The sequence below is a fragment of the Streptomyces sp. NPDC057424 genome (assembly GCF_042803315.1).
GTDB lineage: Bacteria > Actinomycetota > Actinomycetes > Streptomycetales > Streptomycetaceae > Streptomyces.
In genome coordinates, this window is the sequence record NZ_JBHVCP010000001.1 from 33,641 (window position 1) to 53,812 (window position 20,172).

Here is a 20,172-nt window from a genome sequence, read left to right on the forward strand (position 1 = left end):
CCGCTCGTTGACCTTCTCGCGCGTCCACGACGCGCAGGGGGCTCGTGTCCCTGTTCCCTCTTCGCGTTCCGACCCGCAAACCCCGCGACTACTCCGCACGACAAAAGCCTGTCGAATCCATTGACGTCCCTGCCACCTCAGCTTTACCTTCTGGCCGAAGTTACGCACAATGTTCGCGATTTCGAACGCACCGGGCAGGTCAGGAACCCGGGCAATGAGCCGCTCTCCCGGAAGGGACTTGTCGTGTTTCCCACCCGCGCCCGTCGCTGGTCCACGCCCCGCCGCAGTCTGACGTCGGCGGCAGCCCTGCTGGCCCTCTTTGCCTCGCTCCTGTCCGTACAGACCGTCCACACCGCGCAGTCCGCCGTCGCGGCCGACGGCAAGCCGTTCACCAACCCGATCAAGTCCCAGAAGGGCGCCGACCCCTGGCTGGAGTACTACGACGGCAACTACTACCTGGTCACGACCACCTTCACCAACAAGCTGCTCATCCGGAAGTCCCCCACCCTCGGGGGCCTGAGCACCGCCCCCAGCGTGGAGGTCTGGTCGGACACCACTGCCGGGCGCAACGCCAACATCTGGGCGCCCGAGATCCACTTCCTCGACGGCAAGTGGTACCTGTACTACTCGGCCGCGCAGTCCGGCGCCGCCTGCTGTGACACCCAGCGCACGCACGTGCTGGAAAGCTCCGGCACCGACCCGATGGGCACGTACACCTACAAGAACATCCTCACCGACGCCAGCCTCACCCCCGGCCCGACCGCCGCGCAGGGCTGGCTGATCGACGCCACCGTCCTCAAGCACGACAACAAGCTCTACCTGGTGGGCAGTGGCAAGATCAACGGCAGTACGCAGAGCCTGGTCATCGCCCCGATGAGCAACCCGTACACGCTCAGCGGCCCCTTCACGATCATCTCCAGCCCCACGCTGAGCTGGGAGACCCAGGGCAGCCCCGTCAACGAGGGCCCCGAGCCGCTGTACCGCAACGGCCGCACCTTCCTGTCCTACTCCGCCAGCAGCTGCCAGACCGCCGACTACAAGCTGGGCCAGCTGGAACTCACCGGCAGCGACCCGCTGAGCCCGGCCTCCTGGACGAAGAAGCAGACGCCGGTCTTCCAGCGCAACGACGCGGCGAGCGTCTACGGCCCCGGCCACAACGGCTTCTTCACGTCCCCCGACGGCACCGAGAACTGGATCGTCTACCACGCCAACAGCGCGGCCAACGGCGGCTGCGGCAACGCCCGGACGACCCGCGCGCAGAAGTTCACGTGGAACGCGGACGGTACGCCCAACCTCGGCACCCCGGTCGCCACGGGGACGACGCTGGCCGGCCCGTCCGGTGAGACCGCGACGACCCCGACCGCGTACACCATCGTCAACCGCAACAGCGGCAAGTGCCTCGACGTCAACGGCGGCAACACCGCCGACGGCACCAACATCTTCCAGTGGAGCTGCAACGGCGGTGCCAACCAGAAGTGGCGGATCGAGGACATGGCCGACGACACCAGCCGTCTCGTCAACGTCGCCACCGGCAAGGTCGCCGACCTCGCCGGGTGCGGCTCCGCCGACGGCACCGACATCCGCCAGTGGTCCTGGCTGAACAACAACTGCCAGAAGTTCCGCATGGTCTACCTCGGCGGCGACTACGTCCGTATCGTCAACGCCTCCACCAGCAAGGTCATGGACGTCGCCGACTGCGGCACGGCCAACGGCGCCGACGTCCGCCAGTGGTCCTGGCTGAACAACAACTGCCAGCAGTGGCGCCTCGTCCCCACCACCGCCTGATCCCGAAGGGCCGTAGCAGAACATGACACACCTCGCCAGACGGGTCCTGGTGGCAGCGGCGGCAGCGTTCGCCATGCTCACCACGGTGACCACCCCCGCCCAGGCCGCCGCCCCCGCGTCCCCGGCCGTCACCTTCACCAACCCGATAGCCGAGCAGCGGGCCGACCCGCACATCTTCAAGCACACCGACGGCTACTACTATTTCACCGCCACGGTCCCCGCGTACGACAAGATCGTGATGCGCCGGGCCACCACCCTCCAGGGCCTGGCCACGGCCACGGAGACCACCATCTGGACCAAGCACGCCAGCGGTGACATGGGCGCCCACATCTGGGCGCCCGAGATCCACTTCATCGACGGCAAGTGGTACGTCTACTTCGCGGCCGGCGCCTCGAACGACATCTGGAAGATCCGCCCGTACGTCCTGGAGTCCAGCTCGGCCAACCCGCTGACCGGCACCTGGACCGAGAAGGGCCGGATCGCCCTGCCGCTCGACACGTTCTCGCTGGACGCCACGACCTTCACCCACAACGGCACCCGCTACCTCAGCTGGGCGCAGAACGACCCGGCGGTCGGCACCGGCACCAACCTGTACCTGGCGAAGATGTCCAACCCCTGGACCATCAGCGGCAGCCCGGTGATGATCTCCAAGCCCGAGTACTCCTGGGAGACCGTCGGCCACCGCGTCAACGAGGGCCCGGCCGTCATCCAGAAGAACGGCAAGGTGTTCATGGCCTACTCGGCCAGCGCCACCGACGCCAACTACTGCCTCGGTCTGCTGACCGCCTCCGCCACCGCCGACCTGATGAACCCGGCGTCCTGGGCGAAGACCTCCGCCCCGGTCTTCAAGAGCAACGCCGCCACCGGCCAGTACGGCCCCGGCCACAACACCTTCACGGTCTCCGAGGACGGCAAGTCGGACGTCCTCGTCTACCACGACCGCAACTACAAGGACATCAGCGGCGACCCGCTCAACGACCCCAACCGCCGCACCCGCTACCAGAAGCTGTACTGGAACGCCGACGGCACTCCCAACTTCGGCATCCCGGTGGCCGACGGCGTGACCCCGGTCCGTCTCTCCTCGTACAACTTCCCGGACAAGTTCCTCCGCCACTGGGAGTACCGCGCGAGGCTGGAGGCCGACGTCACCAACCTCGCCGACTCGCAGTTCCGGATCGTCACCGGTCTCACCGGCAACGGCACCGTCTCGCTGGAGTCGGCGAACTTCCCCGGCTACTACCTCCGCCACAAGAACAACGAGATGTGGGTGGAGAAGGACGACGGCACGGCCCTGTTCGACACCGACGCCTCGTTCTACCAGCGGGCTGGTCTCGCCGATACCGCGGCCGGCGTCTCGTACGAGTCGTACAACTTCCCCGGCCGCTACATCCGGCACTTCAACAACCTGTTCTACAGCCAGCCGATCAGCACGACCCTCGACCGGCAGGACGCGACCTTCTACAAGGAGTGAAGGCGTAGACGCGACCTTCTCCCAGGAGTAAGGGAGCAGGGGTCCACGTAGACCGAGCGGCGCCAGTGCACCGTGCCCTCGCAGGGCGCGGTGCACTGCTCATTCCGGCGGCACGCCCTGGACCAGACCCGACTGGTACGCCATCACGACCAGCTGGACCATGTCCCGGGCACCGGGTTTGGTCATCGCGCGGTGGATGTGGGTGCGCACGGTCAGGGGGCTGACATAGAGCTTCTCCGCGATCTCGTCGTTGGAGTGCCCCTCGGCGGCCAGGGACATCACCTCGCGTTCCCGAGTGGTGAGGGTGGTCAGCCGGTCGCGGGTGGTGAGGCACCAGTTGTCCCGGGTGCCCGGCGGGCGCGAGGCATGTGAGGTATGCAGCAGCTCACCGACATACCTCACAGCTATTCGAGGGTGTTCGGGCATGTTGGGGGTGTTTGGAATCGGATGCTTCGCTCTGTCGCCTTGGCTGGGTCACTCCAGGTCGTCTCATGCCCACGAAGGGGCGGCACGATCATCGGGCTCCCGACACCGACGCGGCGGGCAAGTCCGTCACCCGTGGTTACGATTCCGGCGGCCGTCTCACTTCCGAGACTGACCCGCTGGGCAACAGGACGACCTACGCCTATGACAAGCTCGGCCGACTGCTGAGCACAGTCTCCGCCCGAGGCAACGTCACCGGCGCCGATCCGGCCGCCTACACCACGAGCTACACCTACGACGCGGCCGGCAACCTCCTCACCGTCACCGACCCGCTCGGAGGGGTGGCCAGGACCGAGTACGACGCGGCGGGCAACGTCACCAAGCGCACCGACGCCGACAAGCGCACCACCACCTACGGCTACGACAAGCTCGACCAGCTCACCACGGTCACCGCCCCAGACGGCGGAAAGACGGCCTACGAGTACGACGCGGCCGGCAACGTCACCAAGCGCACCGACGCCAACAACCACGCGACCGCCTACAGCTACGACGCGGCCCGTCGCCTGACGAAGGTCACCGACCCGCTGGACCGCGTGAGCTCCTACGCGTACGACGCCGAGGCCAACCTCACTGAGAAGACCACCCCGCGTGGCTCCACCAGCTACGCCTTCGACACCCGCGGGCTGCCCACCAAGGTCGACTACTCGGACTCGACGCCGGACGTGAGCTTCGGTTACAACGCCGCCGGGCGCATGACGGCACGCGCCAACGCGAAGATCTCCGAGGGCTTCGGCTACGACGCGGTGGGCAACCTCACCAAGACCCGCGGCTTCTCCTACACCTACGACGCCGCCGGGCAAATACTCACCCACAAGTACTCCGACGGCAACACCATCACCTATTCCTACGACAACGACGGCCGCACGTCGTCCATGACCGCCGACGGGGTCACCACCAACTACACCTGGGATGCCGCCGACCGCCTGACCCGGTCCGCGCTGCCCAACACCGAGACCGAGGACCGCGCCTATGACCGCGCGGGCCGGCTCACCGCCGTCACGTCGTCCAAGGCCGGGACCACCGTCACCAAGACGGCGCTCACTCTGTCCGCTGCCGGCTTGCCCACCCGCGTCGACGTCACCCGGACCAGTGGCGGCACCGGAGGCTGGGACCTCACCTACGACGCTGCAGGCCGCCTCACCTCCGGCTGCGCCCCCCAGCCCTGGGTCACCGGCTGCGCAACCAGCCGCACCACGGCCTACACCTACGACAAGGTCGGCAACCGCCTGACCTCCACCCTCGGCACCACCAGCACCAGCTACACCTACGACACGGCCGATCAGCTCACGTCCACAACCACCGGCACCGCGACCACCGCCTACGACTACGACTACGACGGTGAGGGCAACCAGACCAAGGCGGGCGCCGACACCTACGACCTGACCGGAGAGATTTCCGCAGCCACAGTCGCCGGCAGCGACTACACCTACGATCACGACGCCAGCGGCAACCAGGTCACCACCAGCAAGGACGGCGCGGTCACCAGCCGCACGCAGTGGGACCCCAACGGCCCTGTGGGAGTCCCTGGTGAAGCTCGAAGACTCGCCGAAGCCACCCACACCGATGCATGCCGTAGACGTGTTCGCCGAACCACGGACCCAACGCGCGCAAATGACCAGTCTCCACAGCGGAGGCTCACACGGCTTCTGACATCCACGGCTGACATCAACGACGCCGGACGGGGGCGCACATCGGCACTCCAATGCGGCCGTCGCACCAACCGACGACAGTCACCAGACCGCGCGCGAATCGAACTCCTAAAGCGGGCGTCGCAGGTTCGAATCCTGCCGGGGGCACAGCCAGAAGGGCCAGTTCAGAGGCTTGATCCTCTCGAGCTGGCCCTTTCGCATGATCACGGTCGTGCCACACGGTCACGGCCGTTGACCATGTGCTGCATTCCTGGTGTGTCGAAGAGCCCCGGCAGCCACGGCCGCGTCCATGTCGGCACCAACGGACGCGGCCTCCGGTACGGCAACCCGCCCTGCCCCAACACCCGAGCGGGGCCGCAGACACAACCGCCTGCGGCCCCGCCACGGCCTGACCTCGCGCAGGCGTTGGGCGCGTCACTTCATGGGATCGCCTGTCGGCGTGAGTCAGTTCGTCACGCGGAAGGTGGCGTCGCTGCGGGCCGTCGTGGTGGTGATCGGGTCGAGGCGGAGTTTGTAGGCGTAGTGGCGGATGTACCGGTCGGGGTGGCTGTACGACTGGAAGGACGACCATGTCGGGTCGGCGAGGCCTGCGACCTGGCGGAAGGTGGCGTCCGCGGCGAACCGGGTGGTGCCGTCGTTGTAGGCCAGCTGGAAGTCGTAGTTGGAGTGCCGCAGGAAGTGGCCGGGGAAGTTGACCGACTCGAGGGAGACGGTGCCCGAGCCCGCCAGGCCGGGCCGCAGCCGGAACTGGGCGTCCGGGCCGGTGACGTTCTGGTCGATGCGCACGTCGAAGTTGGCGTGCCGTACGTACCGGTCCTGGAAGTTGAACGACTGGAGCCGCTTGGCCGGGGTGTTGGCCCAGCGTGTGAGCACACGGCTCTCCTCGGCGGTCGTCAGGTTGAGGATCGAGCCGTGGCGCTTCTTCGTCCCGCCCAGGTTGTAGCTTCCCGACGCCGGGAGCCGGTAGGTGCCGGCGGCGGAGGGGTTGGTCGTCGTGACCGGCATGTAGCCGCGTCCGGAGGCGTACTGGTCGAGGTACAGGGTCCACTCGTTGCGGTCCCTGAACTTCATCCACATCGGGCCTTCGACCTGGGAGCCGGTCAGGCCGATGCCGGAGAGGTTGCCGAGGTCGGTCCACGTACCGAGGATCGAGTTGCTGCCTTCGAGCGTGATCTGGCCGTCGCCGGAGGCCCGTACGTAACGGAAGTCACCGACGCCGGACGGCACTTCGACGATCTGGGTGTCGATGATGTTCTGGGTGCCGGGTCGGTCGATGTAGAGCTGCGGGGTGGTGATGGTGCGGAAGTCGGTGGTGCGGGCGTAGTAGATGCGGTGCTTGAGCACGCCGTCCCGGGTCGCGTTCGTCGCCCAGTACAGGACGTAGTCGTTGGTCTCGGGGTTCCAGATCGCCTCCGGCGCCCAGGCGTTGCGCCCGTCGGGGATCGCGCCGGCGACGTTGAGCAGCCACGGCTGCGACCAGGTGACCAGGTCCGTGGACTCCCACACCACGAGGTTGCGGCTGCCGTTGTTCATGGAGTCGCCCCATGACTGCCCGCAGCCGATGCACAGGTCGGTCGCGATGATCCAGTACTTGTCACCGCCGGGGGCTCTGACCAGTGCGGGGTCGCGCACACCACGAGTTCCCACCGTGGAACGCAGGGTCATCCCGCCGCCGTTGAGGTCACTCCAGTTCAGGCCGTCCGTGCTGTGCGAGAAGTAGATCTGCTGACCGGTCGATCCCTCCCCGATGAAGTGCGTCATCAGGTAGCCCGGGTCGGCGGCGGCGGCCCGCTGAGGTGTGGTCAGGGCCTGGCCTGTGAAGAGGAGGCAGGCGGCGAGCAATATCGCCGACAGCCTGGAGAGAAGCGTGCGCATGTGCGTTTCCTGTCCTTTCTCCGACTTTCCGTTGCCCCCGTGGTCGCTGCGTCGGCGGGGTCGGCTCACTGGCCGCTGTCGCGGCTCTCAGCAGCGCCCGTCAGGTCTTCCGGCGTGACGTCATGGTCCGCTGGATCAGGATGAAGGCGCACAGCAGCACACCCGTGGCGATCTTCGTCCACCAGGAGCTGAGCGTCCCCTCGAACGTGATGACGCTCTTGATCAGGCCCAGGACCAGGACACCGAAGAGCGTGCCCAGCACATACCCGGAACCGCCGGTCAGCAGGGTGCCGCCGATGACCACGGCGGCGATGGCGTCGAGTTCCATGCCGATGGCGTGCAGCGGGTCGCCCGACTGGATGTACAGCATGAACAGCAGGCCCGCCAGGGCCGAGCAGAAGCCGCTCACCGTGTACACGGCGATCTTTGTGCCGCCCAGCGGAAGGCCCATGAGCAGGGCCGACTGCTCGTTGCCGCCGATGGCGTACACACGGCGTCCGAAGCGGGTGTAGTGGAGCACGTAGGCGGCGACGGCGAGGACGACCAGGGCCACGACGGCGCCGATCGACAGGTCCCCCACGCCCAGTGACACCCGCGTCTGGGCCAGGGTGCCCACCGAGGCGTCGCTGATGGAGATGGACTCCTTGCTGATGACCAGGCACAGTCCGCGGAAGAGGAAGAGCCCGGCGAGCGTGACGATGAACGGCTGGATCTCGAAGTTGTGGATCACGTAGCCCATCAGGAAGCCGCCGAAGGCGCCGACGGCCAGTGCGAGGGGGACGACCAGGAGCAGCGGCAGTCCCTGACGTTCCACCAGCCACGCCGTGAACATGGTGGTGAAACCGATCATCGAGCCCACGGACAGGTCGATGCCGCCCGACATGATGACGAAGGTGGCACCGATGGCTGCGACCAGCAGATAGCCGTTGTCGATGAACAGGTTGAGGAACACCTGGGGTTCGCCGAACCCGTAGTTCTGGTACCGGCTGAGGCCACCGACGTACATGGCGATGAACAGGGCGGCCGTGACCAGGACGGGCAGACGCCGGTCGCCGAGCAGGCGCGCGGCACGGGAGGCGGTACTGCCGCTCGGAGCCGCCTTGGGGGTCTGGGCGGTCGCGCTCATCGCGACACCTCCATCTTCGGGACGGCGTCGGTCGCCGGAGCGGGCTCCACCGGGGCGGCGTCCCGGCGCGGGCCCTTGGGGCCCTTCGCGCCGAAGACCTTGGCCCGGAACTTCGGGGACTGCAGCAGGCAGACGACGATGACGACGGCGGCCTTGAAGACCAGGTTGGTCTGGGTCGGCACGCCGATGGTGTAGATCGTGGTGGTCAGGGTCTGGATGACGAGGGCGCCGACCACCGTGCCGCCGATGGAGAACCGGCCGCCGAGCAGCGAGGTGCCGCCGAGCACCACGGCGAGGATCGCGTCGAGTTCGATCCACAGACCGGCGTTGTTGCCGTCCGCGGCCGAGGTGTTGGAGCTGATCATCAGGCCCGCGATGCCCGCGCACAGCGCACAGAACATGTAGACCATGATCTTGATGCGGGTGGACCTGATGCCGACCAGGCGGCTGGCCTCGGCGTTGCCGCCGACCGACTCGACCAGCAGGCCGAGCGCCGTGCGGCGGGTGAGCGCCACGGTGACGGCCACCACCGCGGCCACCACGAAGACGGAGAAGGGCAGGGTCAGCCAGTAGCCGCCGCCGATGAGCTTGTACGGCTCGCTGTTGACGGTGATGATCTGGCCGTCGGTGATCAGCTGGGCGACACCTCGGCCCGCGACCATGATGATGAGGGTCGCGATGATGGGCTGGATTCCCATCCTGGCCACCAGGAAGCCGTTCCACAGACCGCAGACGACCGCGGCCACCAGCCCGATGCCCATCGCCAGGAACACCGCGGACAAGGTGTTCTGGTCGGCCTGGTCGCTGATGTACGAACAGGTCAGGGCTCCGGTGATGGCGACCACGGCACCGACGGAGAGATCGATGCCGCCGGTGGCGATGACCAGGGTCATGCCGACCGCGACCAGGATCAGCGGTGAGCCGAACAGCACGATGGAGACGAGGCTGCCGTAGAGGTGGCCGTCCGTCATCCTGATCGAGAAGAAGTCGGGCGTGAAGGGGACGTTGACGAGCAGCAGGGCGATCAGGACCGCGACCGGCCAGAACAGGTGGTGATGGGTCAGTGCTCGCCAGCGGGAGGTGGTGGTCACTGGTGTTCTCCGCTCGCGATGGTCTCGAGGATCTTGCTGGTGGTGATCTCCGGCCCGTTGGTCAGCCGCGCCACCAGCCGGCGGTCGCGCAGCACTCCGATGGTGTGGCTGAGCCGGAGCACCTCCTCCAGTTCGGCCGCGACGTACAGCACCGACATGCCGTCCTCGGAGAGGGACACCACCAGTTTCTGGATCTCCGTCTTGGCGCCGATGTCGATGCCGCGCGTCGGCTCGTCCAGGATCAGCAGCTTCGGCTGGGTGATCAGCCAGCGGGCGAGCAGTACCTTCTGCTGGTTGCCGCCGCTGAGCCGGCCCACGCGGGCCTCCGGGTCGGCGGGGCGGATGTCCAGCGCCTTGATGTACGTGGCGACGAGCTCGTCGCGCTGGGAGGCGGGTATGGGCCGGGTCCAGCCGCGGGCCGCCTGGAGGGCGAGGACGATGTTCTCGCGCACCGTCAGGTCGGGGACCAGGCCCTCGCTCTTGCGGTTCTCCGAGCAGAACGCCACGCCGGCCGCGATGGCGTCGTTCGGGGCGCTCATCGAGACCTGCTTGCCGCCGATGGTCACCTTGCCGCTGTCGGGCTGGTCGGCTCCGAACAGCAGCCGCGCGAGCTCGGTGCGGCCCGATCCCAGCAGGCCGGCGAGTCCGAGCACCTCGCCCTTCTTGATCTCCAGGTCGAAGGGGGCGATGCCCCCGGTGCGGCCGAGCCCTTCGGCCTTGACCAGCGTCTCGCCGACGCCGGAGTGCGACTGGTGCTCGTGCAGTTCCTCGAGCTGGTCGAGGGCCTTGCCGATCATCAGCTCGATCAGCCCGACCTGGTCGAGGTCGCGGACGAGGTGCTCGCCGACCAGGGTGCCGTTGCGCAGGATGGTCATCCGGTCGCAGACCTCGTAGATCTGGTCGAGGAAGTGCGAGACGAACAGGATCGCGACGCCCTCGTCCCTCAACTGCCGCATGAGGCGGAACAGTTCGAGGACCTCGTCGCGGTCGAGGCTGGAGGTCGGCTCGTCGAGGACCAGCACCTTGGTGCCGGCCCCCGCGGCGTCACGGCCCCCGGTGCCCACCGACCGTACGATCGCGACCAGTTGCTGCACGGCCAGCGGGTACGAGGACAGCGGCGCGGCGACGTCGATGTCGAGTCCGAGCCGGTCGACCAGCTCCGCCGCCTCCTCGCGCATCCGCTTCCACTGGATGCGGCCGGCGCGGGTGGGTTCGCGTCCGATGAAGATGTTCTCCGCCACCGACAGGTTGGGGCAGAGGTTGACCTCCTGGTAGACCGTGCTGATGCCGGCCTGCTGCGCTTGGAGCGGGCTGCCGAACCGTACCGACTCGCCGTCCAGGGTGATGGTGCCGCCGTCCAGGGAGTAGACGCCCGTCAGCACCTTGATGAGGGTGGACTTCCCCGCACCGTTCTCGCCCATCAAGGCGTGGATCTCGCCGGGGAAGAGCCGGAAGTCGACGCCCGACAGAGCCCGTACCCCCGGAAACTCTTTGACTATGCCCGTCATCTCCAGGACGGGCTGCGGCTCTGCCATGGCAGCGCTCCTCGTGAATGGTCCAGGTCCGCGGGGAGCCTCCCGACCGAGGGATGTCGGCCCGGCCGGAGGCTCCCGCCGGTGGGGACGGTCGGTCAGTACTTGCGGGTGGGGAGCGCGTCCTTGGCCTGGTCCTGCATGAAGTCGCTCTCCTTGGTCTTGATCCAGCGTTCGACCGTCTCGCCGTCCTTGACCTTCTTCACGACCTCCATCAGCTGCGGGCCGAGCAGCGGGTTGCATTCGACGATGGCGTTGATCTTGCCCTCGGACATGGCGACGAAGCCGTCCTTCACGCCGTCGATGGAGACGATGAGGATGTCCTTGCCGGGCTTCTTGCCGGCCGCCTCGATGGACTGGATGGCGCCGATGGCCATGTCGTCGTTGTGCGCGAAGAGCACGTTGATGTCCGGGTTGGACTGGAGGAAGGCCGCCATGACCTGCTTGCCGCCGGCCCGGGTGAAGTCACCGGTCTGGCTGACGACGATCTTCCAGTCGTCCGCGTGGTCCGCGTCCATGACCTCCTTGAAGCCCTTGGCGCGCTCGATCGCGGGGGCGGCGCCGGTGGTGCCCTCCAGCTGGGCGATCTTCACAGCGCCCTTGTGGCCTGCCTTCTCCAGGACCTTCTCCAGGATCTTGGCGGCGCGCCGGCCCTCGTCCGTGAAGTCGGAGCCCACCAGGGTCACGTACAGGGAGTCGTCGGAGGTCTCGACGGAGCGGTCGGTGAGGACCACCGGGATCTTCGCGGCCTTGGCCTCCTTGAGCACCGCGTCCCAGCCGGTGACGACCACCGGCGAGAAGGCGATGACGTCGACCTTCTGCGCGATGTAGTTGCGGATCGCGGAGATCTGGTTCTCCTGCTTCTGCTGGGCGTCGGAGAACTTGAGGTTGTAACCCGCCTCTTTCGCGGCCGACTTCACCGAGTCGCTGTTGGCGGTGCGCCAGCCGCTCTCCGAGCCGACCTGGGAGAAGCCGAGGGTGATCGCCTTGCTACCGCTGCCGGCGGCGGCGGAAGAGCTGCCGTCCTCCTTGGCGCAGGCCGCGAGTCCGGTCGCAGCCGCCACACCGACCGCGGCGGTGAGGAAGTTTCTTCTGCTGAGCATGCTTGTTCTCCTTCGTTGAGCCGGCCCGGGGAGGGGACTCGGTTGCTGCGGCTTCTGACGTTCCGTCGGAAACCAGGAAGTGATGCCGTTCTACAGGCCGACCAACGTTCGAAATATTGAACATGCGTGGTGCGTGCCGTCAGAGGGTGATCAGGGTCGAGTGCGGCCGGGAACGGCCGGACGCAGAGGGCGGGGAGCCGGCGAGGTGCTCGGCACCGGAGGAGCAGATCGGCGGGCAGGGCGGGATCAGGGAGGGGCCGGCGAAGTGGTCGTGGCGCTGATGTCGCCCGGCCGACGCGGGCGATGGGTCCGGGCTCGATGACGGCCGGAGGCGCTCCGGTCGGGCCGCGCCCTCGTTCCACTCCTCGACGGCTCCAGGAGCAGGGCGCGGCTTCACTCCGCCACTGCGAAGAGGCCCTGGCGGACCGCGCTCAGCAGAGGTGCCGAGAACTCCGGCTCCGGGGCGCGAACCCGGACCCGGCGGCCTCGCAGGGAGTACGGTCGCTCACTTCGCCCGGCTTTCGCAAGGAGAGGTGCGGTCTAATCGTTGGCCGCAACCTGCCAGGGAGGTGCTGCTGTGCGCCGGATGTGCCACGGCCGTACCTCCCTCAAGTGGTCAGTGATGGGGAGGTTATATGAGCGCCCGCCGTCCCCCCTGGTCAAGAGGTTGCGCGAGAAGCAGGCCATCACGTTTGGGTAACGCGGGGCAGCGGGCGAGGGTGACGGCCTGCCGGACGCCCGGCGCGAAAGCGCCTTCTTCGGCGGAGATATTGACGCTCGGCAGGCAGGGCCATACCTTTCGATCGCTGAACGAAGTACCGAACTCTGTGCGACATCCCGGACAATCGGCCCGCTAGCGGTCCTCCTTGCACGCTGGTCCGGGTCGGAGCCGCGAAATGAGGGCACCGTCATGACGGCGACACATCCGGCAGCACCACGGTCCGTGCGACCCGTCCCTGCCTGCTACCGCCCACGGGACGGGATCGCGAACGCCGGACGCCTCGCGCCCGGACCACGGCACGGCTCGGCTTGGGGCGGCGCCCCTCATCGCACGGTGCGCACCTGAGGAGCTGGGGCTCGGGCGCAGGCTGAGGCCGCAACATCCGGATTCACCTCCGGACGCTGTCTCGCCTGCCATGACCAGCGCATGCCTGGCGATCCGCCGCGCGAGCGGGCGCGGACGGGCACGTCGGCAGTCTGTGACGCCAGGCGGCGCCCTCGCGATACGGATTCAGCACACATGAGGCCGGGAAGCCCCATGAACACGTGGGAACCACGGAGGGGTACTTCCCCGGGCCAGGCGCCCGGCAGTCGACGTTTCCGCAGGTCACAACCTCGCCCAGGGAAAACTCCTCAAGCGGGTGCCGCAGGTTCGAATCCTGCCGGGGGCACCACCTGCACCGCAGGTAAGAGAGATCCAGGCCCCTCATCCCATTCGAACGGGGGGGCCTTTCAAGAGGCCGGCCACACCGGACGAGATCTGGCATACTTTAAGTATGGCAACCCGGAAGATCACCATCACCGTGCCGGAAGAGCTGGTGGAATCAATCAAGGAACGCGTCGACGCGCGCGGGGTGTCCGGCTACATCGCGGCCGCCGCCGCTCATCAGGACGCCATGGATCGACTGCGCGAGTTGGCCGAACGTCTCGAAGAAGAGCACGGCGTCGTGACGGAAGACGAGCAGCAAGCAGCGCTGGACCGCATCGCCGCGATTGACGGCTGGCATGACGAGCAGCGATCACACTCGGACGAGACCGCGTGAGCCGCACCGCCCGAGCGAAGCTGCACCGGCCGCGGCAGCGCGTCTTCGTCTTCGACTCCGAGGCTCTCTCCAAGGCGGTTCAGGGCGATCGGGAGATGACTGCGATGATCAAGACGGCTCCGCGGCTGGACATCCCGATCGTCACCTCGGCGCTCACGACCTTGGAGGCATGGGACCCTCGCGAAACGTCGAGGCAGGCACTGTGGAACTGGACGCTGTCCCGGATCCGCATCGTGCACACGGACGACCAGGTGATCGCCATGGCGCGCGACATGCTGAAGGCAGCCGGCCTGCATGGGCACAAGTACGCCATCGACGCCATTCTGGCGGCCGTGGCCGGGCGGGAAGCCGTGCAGGGAGCTGAGGCAACCGTCTTCACCTCCGACACCGACGACATGAATCAACTCCTCGCGGGGCACGCCGTGCGAGTCGAGAAGGTCTGACGATGACGAGACGCCGCCTGTACCTCACTCCGGCCACTCGCCGGCTCCCCTGAGCAACCCGTGCCCTCGCCGGACAGCATCCACCGGCACGTATGCAGCACACACGGGAACGGGAAGCACCGCGAAGACGTGAGAACTACGGAGGAGCGTTTCCCCAGGCCAGACCCGCTCTAGTCCATATTTTCGCAGGTCACAGCCCTGCCCAGGGAAAACTCCTAAAGCGGGTGTCGCAGGTTCGAATCCTGCGGTGGGCGCCAGGCAAAGGCTCTGGACCAATCACGGCGCCGGGCCTTGGCGAGCTCCCCCAAGCTCCGTGGGCACCTCGCTCTCGTCATAAGGTCCGTCCCATGAAGACGCGTGCTTGGTTCGAGATCGATGATCCGGACGACGACTTCGAGTTCGACGACACTGAGAGAGCCTTCGTATCTGCGCTGAGCGGGCGTTGCATGGCCTGGGCGCCAGCTGATGTTGTCGGGGAGGTCGGACGCCCGGACGACTGGGAATCGCTCCTCGCTCATGTCAGCCTGTCCGACCGAGCAGAGCCCCGCCGGCACTTGATCGATCTGGGTGTGCACCTGGTCGGTGACCGCGCCCGAGGGGACCGTCTGCACAATCAGCTGTATCTGCTCCCGGATCGTCCCAGCGCCTGGGCACTTGATGCCACGGGCTCCACGGAACGGCTCGCCGAGCTTGCCGCCGAGTGGTTCCGCGCGGTTCTGGACAAGCCGATCGTGTTGTATGTCTGGCTCCACGAGGGCTACGCCTACGCTGCCCGCTACGCGTTCGCCGACAGCGGCGAGACGATCTGCCAGAGTTACGTGGAGAGCATCGCCCCACCGGGCCAAGCCGCAGAGCTGACAGCCGCCGGCCATGTGCACGGCAAGGGCTGGATTCAGACCGTCGGCTTGCCGACGCCCTCTCTCTATCTGCACATCCGGGGCGACCTCGAAAGGGGCAATACCATATCCGGGGTTCCGGCAACGACCAAGCGTGGACCGCTTCCCGGACTTTGGTACGAATGATCGTCTGCCTCCCGTTGACCTACGCCGCACCACAACCGCACCAGATCGAGCGGGGAACAGCGGGGAACCACGGTGAAAGTGGTCGGGCTCGACGAGGACACGGTCAAGTGATTCGCCCAGTTCAGCGCCCCAACTAGCCCCAAATGCACGCAGTTTCCCAAACTGAGGGCTCAGACACCGTCAACACGTGCCGGCCGTCGTGGCTTGCTCTGGTCGACGACACCGGCAACGCGGTGGAGGCCGGTGGGGGTGCAGCGAGGCACACGCGGGCCTGGTCGGTCGGCGCCCCCGCTGTGGTGGCTGACTGTCGTCGGCTGAGGTTCAGACGGGGCGCAGCAAGGGTGTCCGCCGTCGCCGAGCGCGGCTGGGCCGTCCCTGGGCCGTCCGAGGCCGCTCAACAGTGGCCAAGGACGACCAACGACGACCACCAGGAGCGCGAGCCCACGGCCCATGAGCAGCGAAAACGCAGCTCACCAAGATCCCCGACAACACCCAGGGCAAGACAGGTCTTGCCTCAACCATTGAGACATCACCGGCCTCACGCTGTCCGTATCCTCACCCATGTGGTGGACTACGTAGATCCAGAACCTGTTTTGGCCGAGTGCCCTTACTGCGAACACGCCGTCCTCGCTAGGGAGATTGGCGCCCTTGGAAAGCCGGAGCACGTCAAGAACTGGAAGTGGACATGGCGCTACGTGCTTGCCCGCTGCACCGAGTGCAGCGGTCCCTTGTTGCTGGCTCATGACGCGCCCTGGGATCGTCTGGAACCGATATGGCCCAATCCCTACGGGCGCGAGCTGAGCGACAGCATCCCGGAGGCTCTTCGACGTGAGCACAGTGAGGCCCGAGCATGCTTGAAGGCGAAGGCGTACACAGCGGTTGCAGTGATGGTGCGACGGACACTCGAAGGGGTCTGCGCAGATCAAGGAGTCACGAGACGACAACCGTTGGTTGCGTCACTGCGCGAGCTTCATCAGCAGGGCCGGATTGAGGGGAGGCTGCTCGAATGGGCTGAGGCCCTGCGTGTACTCGGCAACCAGGGTGCCCACTACACGGGCGTCCAGGTCAGCCGTGAGGATGCCACCGATGCCCTTGCACTCGCTGAGGCTTTGCTGGATTACATGTATGTCTTCACGAGCCAATACGAGGCATTCAAGGCCAGGCGTTCCCAGCCTGGTTCAGCGCCAGGGGATACAGGGTGAGGCGGAAGAGTCCACGCCACTGCGTCCCTGGCGGGCCCCTGTGCCAGATGCGTGCCAGATCCTGCGGTGAACCACGAGGAACACCGGGGAACACCGGGGGACCCAAACGGGGGGCCTACCGCCCCCGCATTGCTCCACCGCAGGTCAGGACGGCAGTCTCCCGCAGGAAACCCGAGCTTCCCAAGTTGAGAGCGCGAGTTCGATTCTCGTCACCCGCTCAGCATGCATCTGCTCACCGGTGGCGTCAGGCGGGCCAGCGGCTTACTTCGGAACCCGGTCCGCGAGGGCAAGCACCGTGACGATGTAGCCGCAGATGCCGAGCACCATGACAAGCCAGCTGAGGACCGTATGGAGCACCAAGGGGGTGCGGCGGGTGACCATGCCTAGGTACACGAGTGCCGCCCTGCTCACGCGGGGCTGTGGATGGGGTGCGGGGTCGCGGGAGCGTTGCAGAGCCCGGCGCAGGGCGGCCCGGCCGACTGCACTCTTAAGCCCCAGGCACACCCCGTTTACGTCGCGGACCAGGACCACGCGTTCCGAGACGCCGGAAGGGGAAAAGTATGTGAGCAGTCGTACGGTGCTGATCACGGACAGGTCGACGGTGCGCTCACCGGTCAGTGTCCGTGCCGTCAGGCGAGGGCCACTGGTGCGCGGAGGGGGCCTTTCCTCACAAGCCCCACCGAGGATGAGAAGCCCGGTCGGTGCGGCGACCAGCGCCAGGACGATCGCAGACTCGGCAGGAAGCCACCCGACGGCCGCTGGAACGAGCACGACGAAGGGTGACACCAGTGCCGCTCCCGCGACGATGACCCAGCGGCGTGCACGTCGGCGAACGGCCGCTGGAGTCGTCACTGGGACAGATCCCCGTGTCCTCTTCATCTCTCCCCCTGGATCGATCCACCGACCAGCCTGACGGAAGACCTGGGCACGATCACCCGGCCCTGCAGGCAAAGAACTTCTCACCGCCGTTGCCAGGAGTGGGAAGAGAGCCGACGAGAACGTCAAACGGCACGCACCCTCGTCCGAGGGCATCAGGGCGATGCACAGCTCCAGACCGTCTCAGTTTCCGTCTCATTCAGCCGAGTTCACGGTCGTTCAGGCGAGACCCGGAGCCCAGGACGCCGCAGCGACCGGCCGTCCATGAACGCAGGTGAACGCCTCAGAACGACGCCCAAGATCCCACCAACACAGTTGGAAAGCGTGTTGGCGGGGGAGCAGAGCGGGTACTACGCCCGGTCGGCGATACGTGATCAGCTTGGGGTGTGGAGACCATCATCGCCAGTGCCATAGCCGTTCTGGGGACCCTGCTCGGCTCGGGGCTCACCCTGGCGTTTCAGCAGCGCACCACCGACAGGGGGCATCAGTTCACCCGCCATGAACGGCTCCGGCAGGAGCGACTCGACGCTTACTCCGCCTACGCCGGCGCACTCATCAACTACCGCCGCTGCCTGGTACATCTCTGGTTCTGCGAACACGAACAACCACCACACGAGGACCCCGGCGTGGTGCGAGTCCGCACATACGATCTGCGATCCAACGCCCAAGAAGCTCTCTTCCGGGTGCAGATGCTCACCGATGACGAGGCCTTGAGCGAGGCGGCAGAAGCTGTACTTGCGGACGTCACAGCCCTGCCCAAGACGGACAGCAGGACCGAACTGGACCAGCGCAGGGTGAAGACCCGCGACGACATCAGTCGACTGGTCAGAGCGTCCAAGCGCCACCTCTGATGCGCCTGCCAACGCGTCTGCATGCACGGTCAGTCCGTCAGAGCCGGGCGCCCGGCGGGCCGCACCACAAGCGCACCAGACAAGGCGGGGAACAGCGGGGAATCACGGTGAAAGCGGCCCAGCCTGAGGAGGCGCTAACCCGGGTGTTTCTCCAGGTCATTGCTCGGACAGGCACCCACATGATCGCAGCTTCCCGAGCTGAGGTACCAGGTGCGTCGGCGAAGAGGAAGCCATAGGTCTCCACCACCCCGTCCGCGATGGTCGCTTTGCCGCGGGGTTCCGACGCGGCCGACAGCACCGTGCCCAGGCGAGCGCGGGGCTCATCCGGACCGTGCTCCCGCTGAGTTGAACTGTTCGGCTCCGTCATGCGAGCCACCTCCTCGGGCGGTGCGAGGAGTGCCCGAGCTCGGACGGCTGTCGGCCGCCGTGATTCACGTCCGAGAACCGCCCAGTGCCTCGGATATGCGCGCACCATGCTGTTGCGCACCGTCCACATCCTGGGATCGGGCGACTTCGAACCGTCCATCGAACGACGCGAGGACTAGGCTGCAACGTAGACGTCCCAGACCCCGGCGGCATGCTGTTGCTGAACGCAGATGGCTGCGGGGTGCGGACTCTTCGTCTGTCACCCGGCGCATCCCTGGAGGGAACCGGGTGGGTCCACTGTCCTGCTGCACAGGCTGTCGAGCCGGCCGTCGCCCTGCCTCCGCCGAAAGTACACCCCTGCCGGGAGCGTGCTCAGGGACCGGAACTCCGGCACCTCCGCGCCCGCTGCCGGATGGCCTTCCGAACCGAGGCGTCATGCCCCTGCCACGACTCACCGTCAACCGCCATGACCGAAGGACACGGGCGCTGATCACCCTGGCCGGTGAGATCGACCTCGACTCCGCGCCGTTGGTGCGCGTGTCCCTGGAGCGGTGCCTGCTGGACGGTATCCGCGCCATCGACGTCGACCTCACCCCCGTCACCTTCTGCGACTGCAGCGGACTCAACGCATTCCTGCGCGCTGCGCAGCAGACCACCGTGGTCGGCGGGACCCTGCGACTGCACCATCCGCCGACGACGCTGGTTCGGATTCTCGACCTCACCGACTGCGGGTTCCTGCTCGTCGGTCTTCCGCTCGACCACCTGCCACCTCCTGTCGGCGACACCCCGGCCCCGCCCCTTCCGGCCCCGCCGCACCGGTCTGCCCCGCTTGCGCCTGTCCTCCCGGGCGATGCGCGATGACGGCCGAACCCGGACGGGGACAGTCACGGAAGCCGGGGGACGGCGAGCCCCCAGCCATGGCTCCGGTGCGGTTACGTCGGCTGAACCGTTGGCTGGTGGAGGACCTGTGTGAGGACCTGGCGGATCTGTATGTGGAGTCCCGCGCAACGGCGCCGGGTGATGCGTACCGCCGTCCCAGCCGCCAGAACTTCATGGACCGTCTCACCACGGACATGCGCCGGCCGGGATTCGCCATGGTGATCGCCGAGACGGACAGACTGATGGGATGCGCCTTCGGATTCCCGGTACGCGGCGACGGCTCCTGGTGGGTCGGCTTCGACGGAACATTGCCACGCGGCATCGAGCAACTCACGGTATCCGGCAGGGCCTTCGCGTTCGGCGACATTCTTGTTCGGCCGCACCCGCAGGACCGGGACCTCGCCCGTCGTTTGCAGGACAGGCTGCTGACTGAACATCAGGCGTCGCTCGGCGCCACTCTGGTGGACCGGACCGATCGTGCAACCCTCGCTGCGCTCCGTTCCTGGGGGTGGCTGGACATGGGAGTGTTCCGCAGGCCGGCCGGTCCCACCACGTTCCGCACGCTGGTACTTACCGTCGGGGAACGCACCACGGCGAGGCTGGGGGGCCTTGTCACGAGGCCTGGACGCGGTGGCCCGGGTGGGCCCTGACAGCC

Annotated in this window: 15 protein-coding genes and 2 pseudogenes; 10 read left to right on the forward strand and 7 right to left on the reverse strand. The window is 67.1% G+C overall.

All coding sequences use genetic code 11. The features are described from left to right. The first annotated feature begins 243 nt into the window (after positions 1-243). Both ACFU3E_RS00195 and ACFU3E_RS00200 read left to right on the forward strand, forming a co-directional pair. Positions 244-1,785 carry a family 43 glycosylhydrolase gene (locus ACFU3E_RS00195; protein WP_062927399.1) on the forward strand — a complete coding sequence of 514 codons (1,542 nt, stop codon included), beginning with the start codon at positions 244-246 and terminating at the stop codon, positions 1,783-1,785. Between the two features lie 22 nt (positions 1,786-1,807). Continuing rightward, a complete protein-coding gene (locus ACFU3E_RS00200) occupies positions 1,808-3,256 on the forward strand; it encodes a family 43 glycosylhydrolase (RefSeq protein ID WP_384149581.1) in 1,449 nt (482 codons plus the stop codon). 99 nt (positions 3,257-3,355) lie between these two features. Here the strand turns inward: ACFU3E_RS00200 and ACFU3E_RS00205 are convergent. Then, positions 3,356-3,577, reverse strand: a pseudogene (locus ACFU3E_RS00205) (response regulator transcription factor); the annotation flags it as partial. Positions 3,578-3,747: 170 nt separating this feature from the next. Here ACFU3E_RS00205 and ACFU3E_RS00210 point away from each other — a divergent pair. Continuing rightward, positions 3,748-4,749: pseudogene (locus ACFU3E_RS00210) on the forward strand (RHS repeat protein); the annotation flags it as partial. 1,083 nt (positions 4,750-5,832) lie between these two features. On the opposite strand, the gene ACFU3E_RS00215 reads toward ACFU3E_RS00210, so the two are convergent. The 5 genes from ACFU3E_RS00215 to ACFU3E_RS00235 form a co-directional block, all read right to left on the reverse strand. After that, entirely contained in the window at positions 5,833-7,263 is a 1,431-nt protein-coding gene (locus tag ACFU3E_RS00215; RefSeq protein WP_384149584.1) for a glycoside hydrolase family 43 protein, read from the reverse strand. A 100-nt stretch (positions 7,264-7,363) separates the two neighbouring features. Then, positions 7,364-8,389 (reverse strand): galactofuranose ABC transporter, permease protein YjfF, encoded by a 1,026-nt coding sequence (yjfF, locus tag ACFU3E_RS00220; protein ID WP_384149587.1) that lies wholly within the window; start codon positions 8,387-8,389, stop codon positions 7,364-7,366. After that, the gene (locus tag ACFU3E_RS00225; RefSeq protein WP_384149590.1) at positions 8,386-9,480 is read right to left on the reverse strand and encodes an ABC transporter permease; all 1,095 of its coding nucleotides are present in this window, start codon (positions 9,478-9,480) and stop codon (positions 8,386-8,388) included. The genes yjfF and ACFU3E_RS00225 overlap by 4 nt, the downstream gene beginning before the upstream one ends. After that, positions 9,477-11,015, reverse strand: coding sequence for a sugar ABC transporter ATP-binding protein (locus ACFU3E_RS00230; RefSeq protein ID WP_384149594.1), 1,539 nt, complete (start codon positions 11,013-11,015; stop codon positions 9,477-9,479). Before ACFU3E_RS00230 ends, ACFU3E_RS00225 begins: the two co-directional genes overlap by 4 nt. Before the next feature lie 95 nt (positions 11,016-11,110). Then, positions 11,111-12,115, reverse strand: coding sequence for an ABC transporter substrate-binding protein (locus tag ACFU3E_RS00235; protein WP_384149597.1), 1,005 nt, complete (start codon positions 12,113-12,115; stop codon positions 11,111-11,113). Positions 12,116-13,611: 1,496 nt separating this feature from the next. On the opposite strand from ACFU3E_RS00235, the gene ACFU3E_RS00240 reads away from it, so the two are divergent. From ACFU3E_RS00240 to ACFU3E_RS00255, 4 genes are all read left to right on the forward strand, one after another. After that, positions 13,612-13,878 (forward strand): hypothetical protein, encoded by a 267-nt coding sequence (locus ACFU3E_RS00240; RefSeq protein WP_384149600.1) that lies wholly within the window; start codon positions 13,612-13,614, stop codon positions 13,876-13,878. Next, complete coding sequence (locus ACFU3E_RS00245; RefSeq protein WP_384149603.1) at positions 13,875-14,321, forward strand: hypothetical protein; 447 nt, start codon at positions 13,875-13,877, stop codon at positions 14,319-14,321. The genes ACFU3E_RS00240 and ACFU3E_RS00245 overlap by 4 nt, the downstream gene beginning before the upstream one ends. 347 nt (positions 14,322-14,668) lie before the next feature. Next, positions 14,669-15,343: a hypothetical protein gene (locus ACFU3E_RS00250; protein WP_384149606.1), complete on the forward strand. Its 675-nt coding sequence runs from the start codon at positions 14,669-14,671 to the stop codon at positions 15,341-15,343. A 563-nt stretch (positions 15,344-15,906) separates the two neighbouring features. Then, positions 15,907-16,545, forward strand: coding sequence for a DUF4145 domain-containing protein (locus ACFU3E_RS00255; RefSeq protein ID WP_319137964.1), 639 nt, complete (start codon positions 15,907-15,909; stop codon positions 16,543-16,545). Between the two features lie 261 nt (positions 16,546-16,806). On the opposite strand, the gene ACFU3E_RS00260 is transcribed toward ACFU3E_RS00255, so the two are convergent. Continuing rightward, positions 16,807-16,956, reverse strand: coding sequence for a hypothetical protein (locus ACFU3E_RS00260; RefSeq protein ID WP_384149610.1), 150 nt, complete (start codon positions 16,954-16,956; stop codon positions 16,807-16,809). 851 nt (positions 16,957-17,807) lie between these two features. On the opposite strand from ACFU3E_RS00260, the gene ACFU3E_RS00265 reads away from it, so the two are divergent. The 3 genes from ACFU3E_RS00265 to ACFU3E_RS00275 all read left to right on the forward strand — a co-directional run bounded on the left by ACFU3E_RS00265 (position 17,808) and on the right by ACFU3E_RS00275 (position 20,167). After that, entirely contained in the window at positions 17,808-18,272 is a 465-nt protein-coding gene (locus tag ACFU3E_RS00265) for a hypothetical protein (RefSeq protein ID WP_384149613.1), read from the forward strand. 801 nt (positions 18,273-19,073) lie between these two features. Continuing rightward, complete coding sequence (locus ACFU3E_RS00270; RefSeq protein ID WP_384149616.1) at positions 19,074-19,499, forward strand: STAS domain-containing protein; 426 nt, start codon at positions 19,074-19,076, stop codon at positions 19,497-19,499. Between the two features lie 56 nt (positions 19,500-19,555). Further along, positions 19,556-20,167, forward strand: a complete 612-nt coding sequence (locus tag ACFU3E_RS00275; RefSeq protein WP_384149619.1) for a hypothetical protein — start codon at positions 19,556-19,558, stop codon at positions 20,165-20,167. Positions 20,168-20,172: the final 5 nt, after the last annotated feature.

Bases quoted from the DNA above. Each gene is read 5' to 3' on its own strand.
- yjfF (WP_384149587.1), bottom strand. From the start codon at position 8,389: ATGAGCGCGACCGCCCAGACCCCCAAGGCGGCTCCGAGCGGCAGTACC.
- ACFU3E_RS00250 (WP_384149606.1), top strand. From the start codon at position 14,669: ATGAAGACGCGTGCTTGGTTCGAGATCGATGATCCGGACGACGACTTC.
- ACFU3E_RS00215 (WP_384149584.1), bottom strand. From the start codon at position 7,263: ATGCGCACGCTTCTCTCCAGGCTGTCGGCGATATTGCTCGCCGCCTGC.
- ACFU3E_RS00240 (WP_384149600.1), top strand. From the start codon at position 13,612: ATGGCAACCCGGAAGATCACCATCACCGTGCCGGAAGAGCTGGTGGAA.
- ACFU3E_RS00270 (WP_384149616.1), top strand. From the start codon at position 19,074: ATGCCCCTGCCACGACTCACCGTCAACCGCCATGACCGAAGGACACGG.
- ACFU3E_RS00235 (WP_384149597.1), bottom strand. From the start codon at position 12,115: ATGCTCAGCAGAAGAAACTTCCTCACCGCCGCGGTCGGTGTGGCGGCT.
- ACFU3E_RS00200 (WP_384149581.1), top strand. From the start codon at position 1,808: ATGACACACCTCGCCAGACGGGTCCTGGTGGCAGCGGCGGCAGCGTTC.
- ACFU3E_RS00230 (WP_384149594.1), bottom strand. From the start codon at position 11,015: ATGGCAGAGCCGCAGCCCGTCCTGGAGATGACGGGCATAGTCAAAGAG.
- ACFU3E_RS00275 (WP_384149619.1), top strand. From the start codon at position 19,556: ATGGCTCCGGTGCGGTTACGTCGGCTGAACCGTTGGCTGGTGGAGGAC.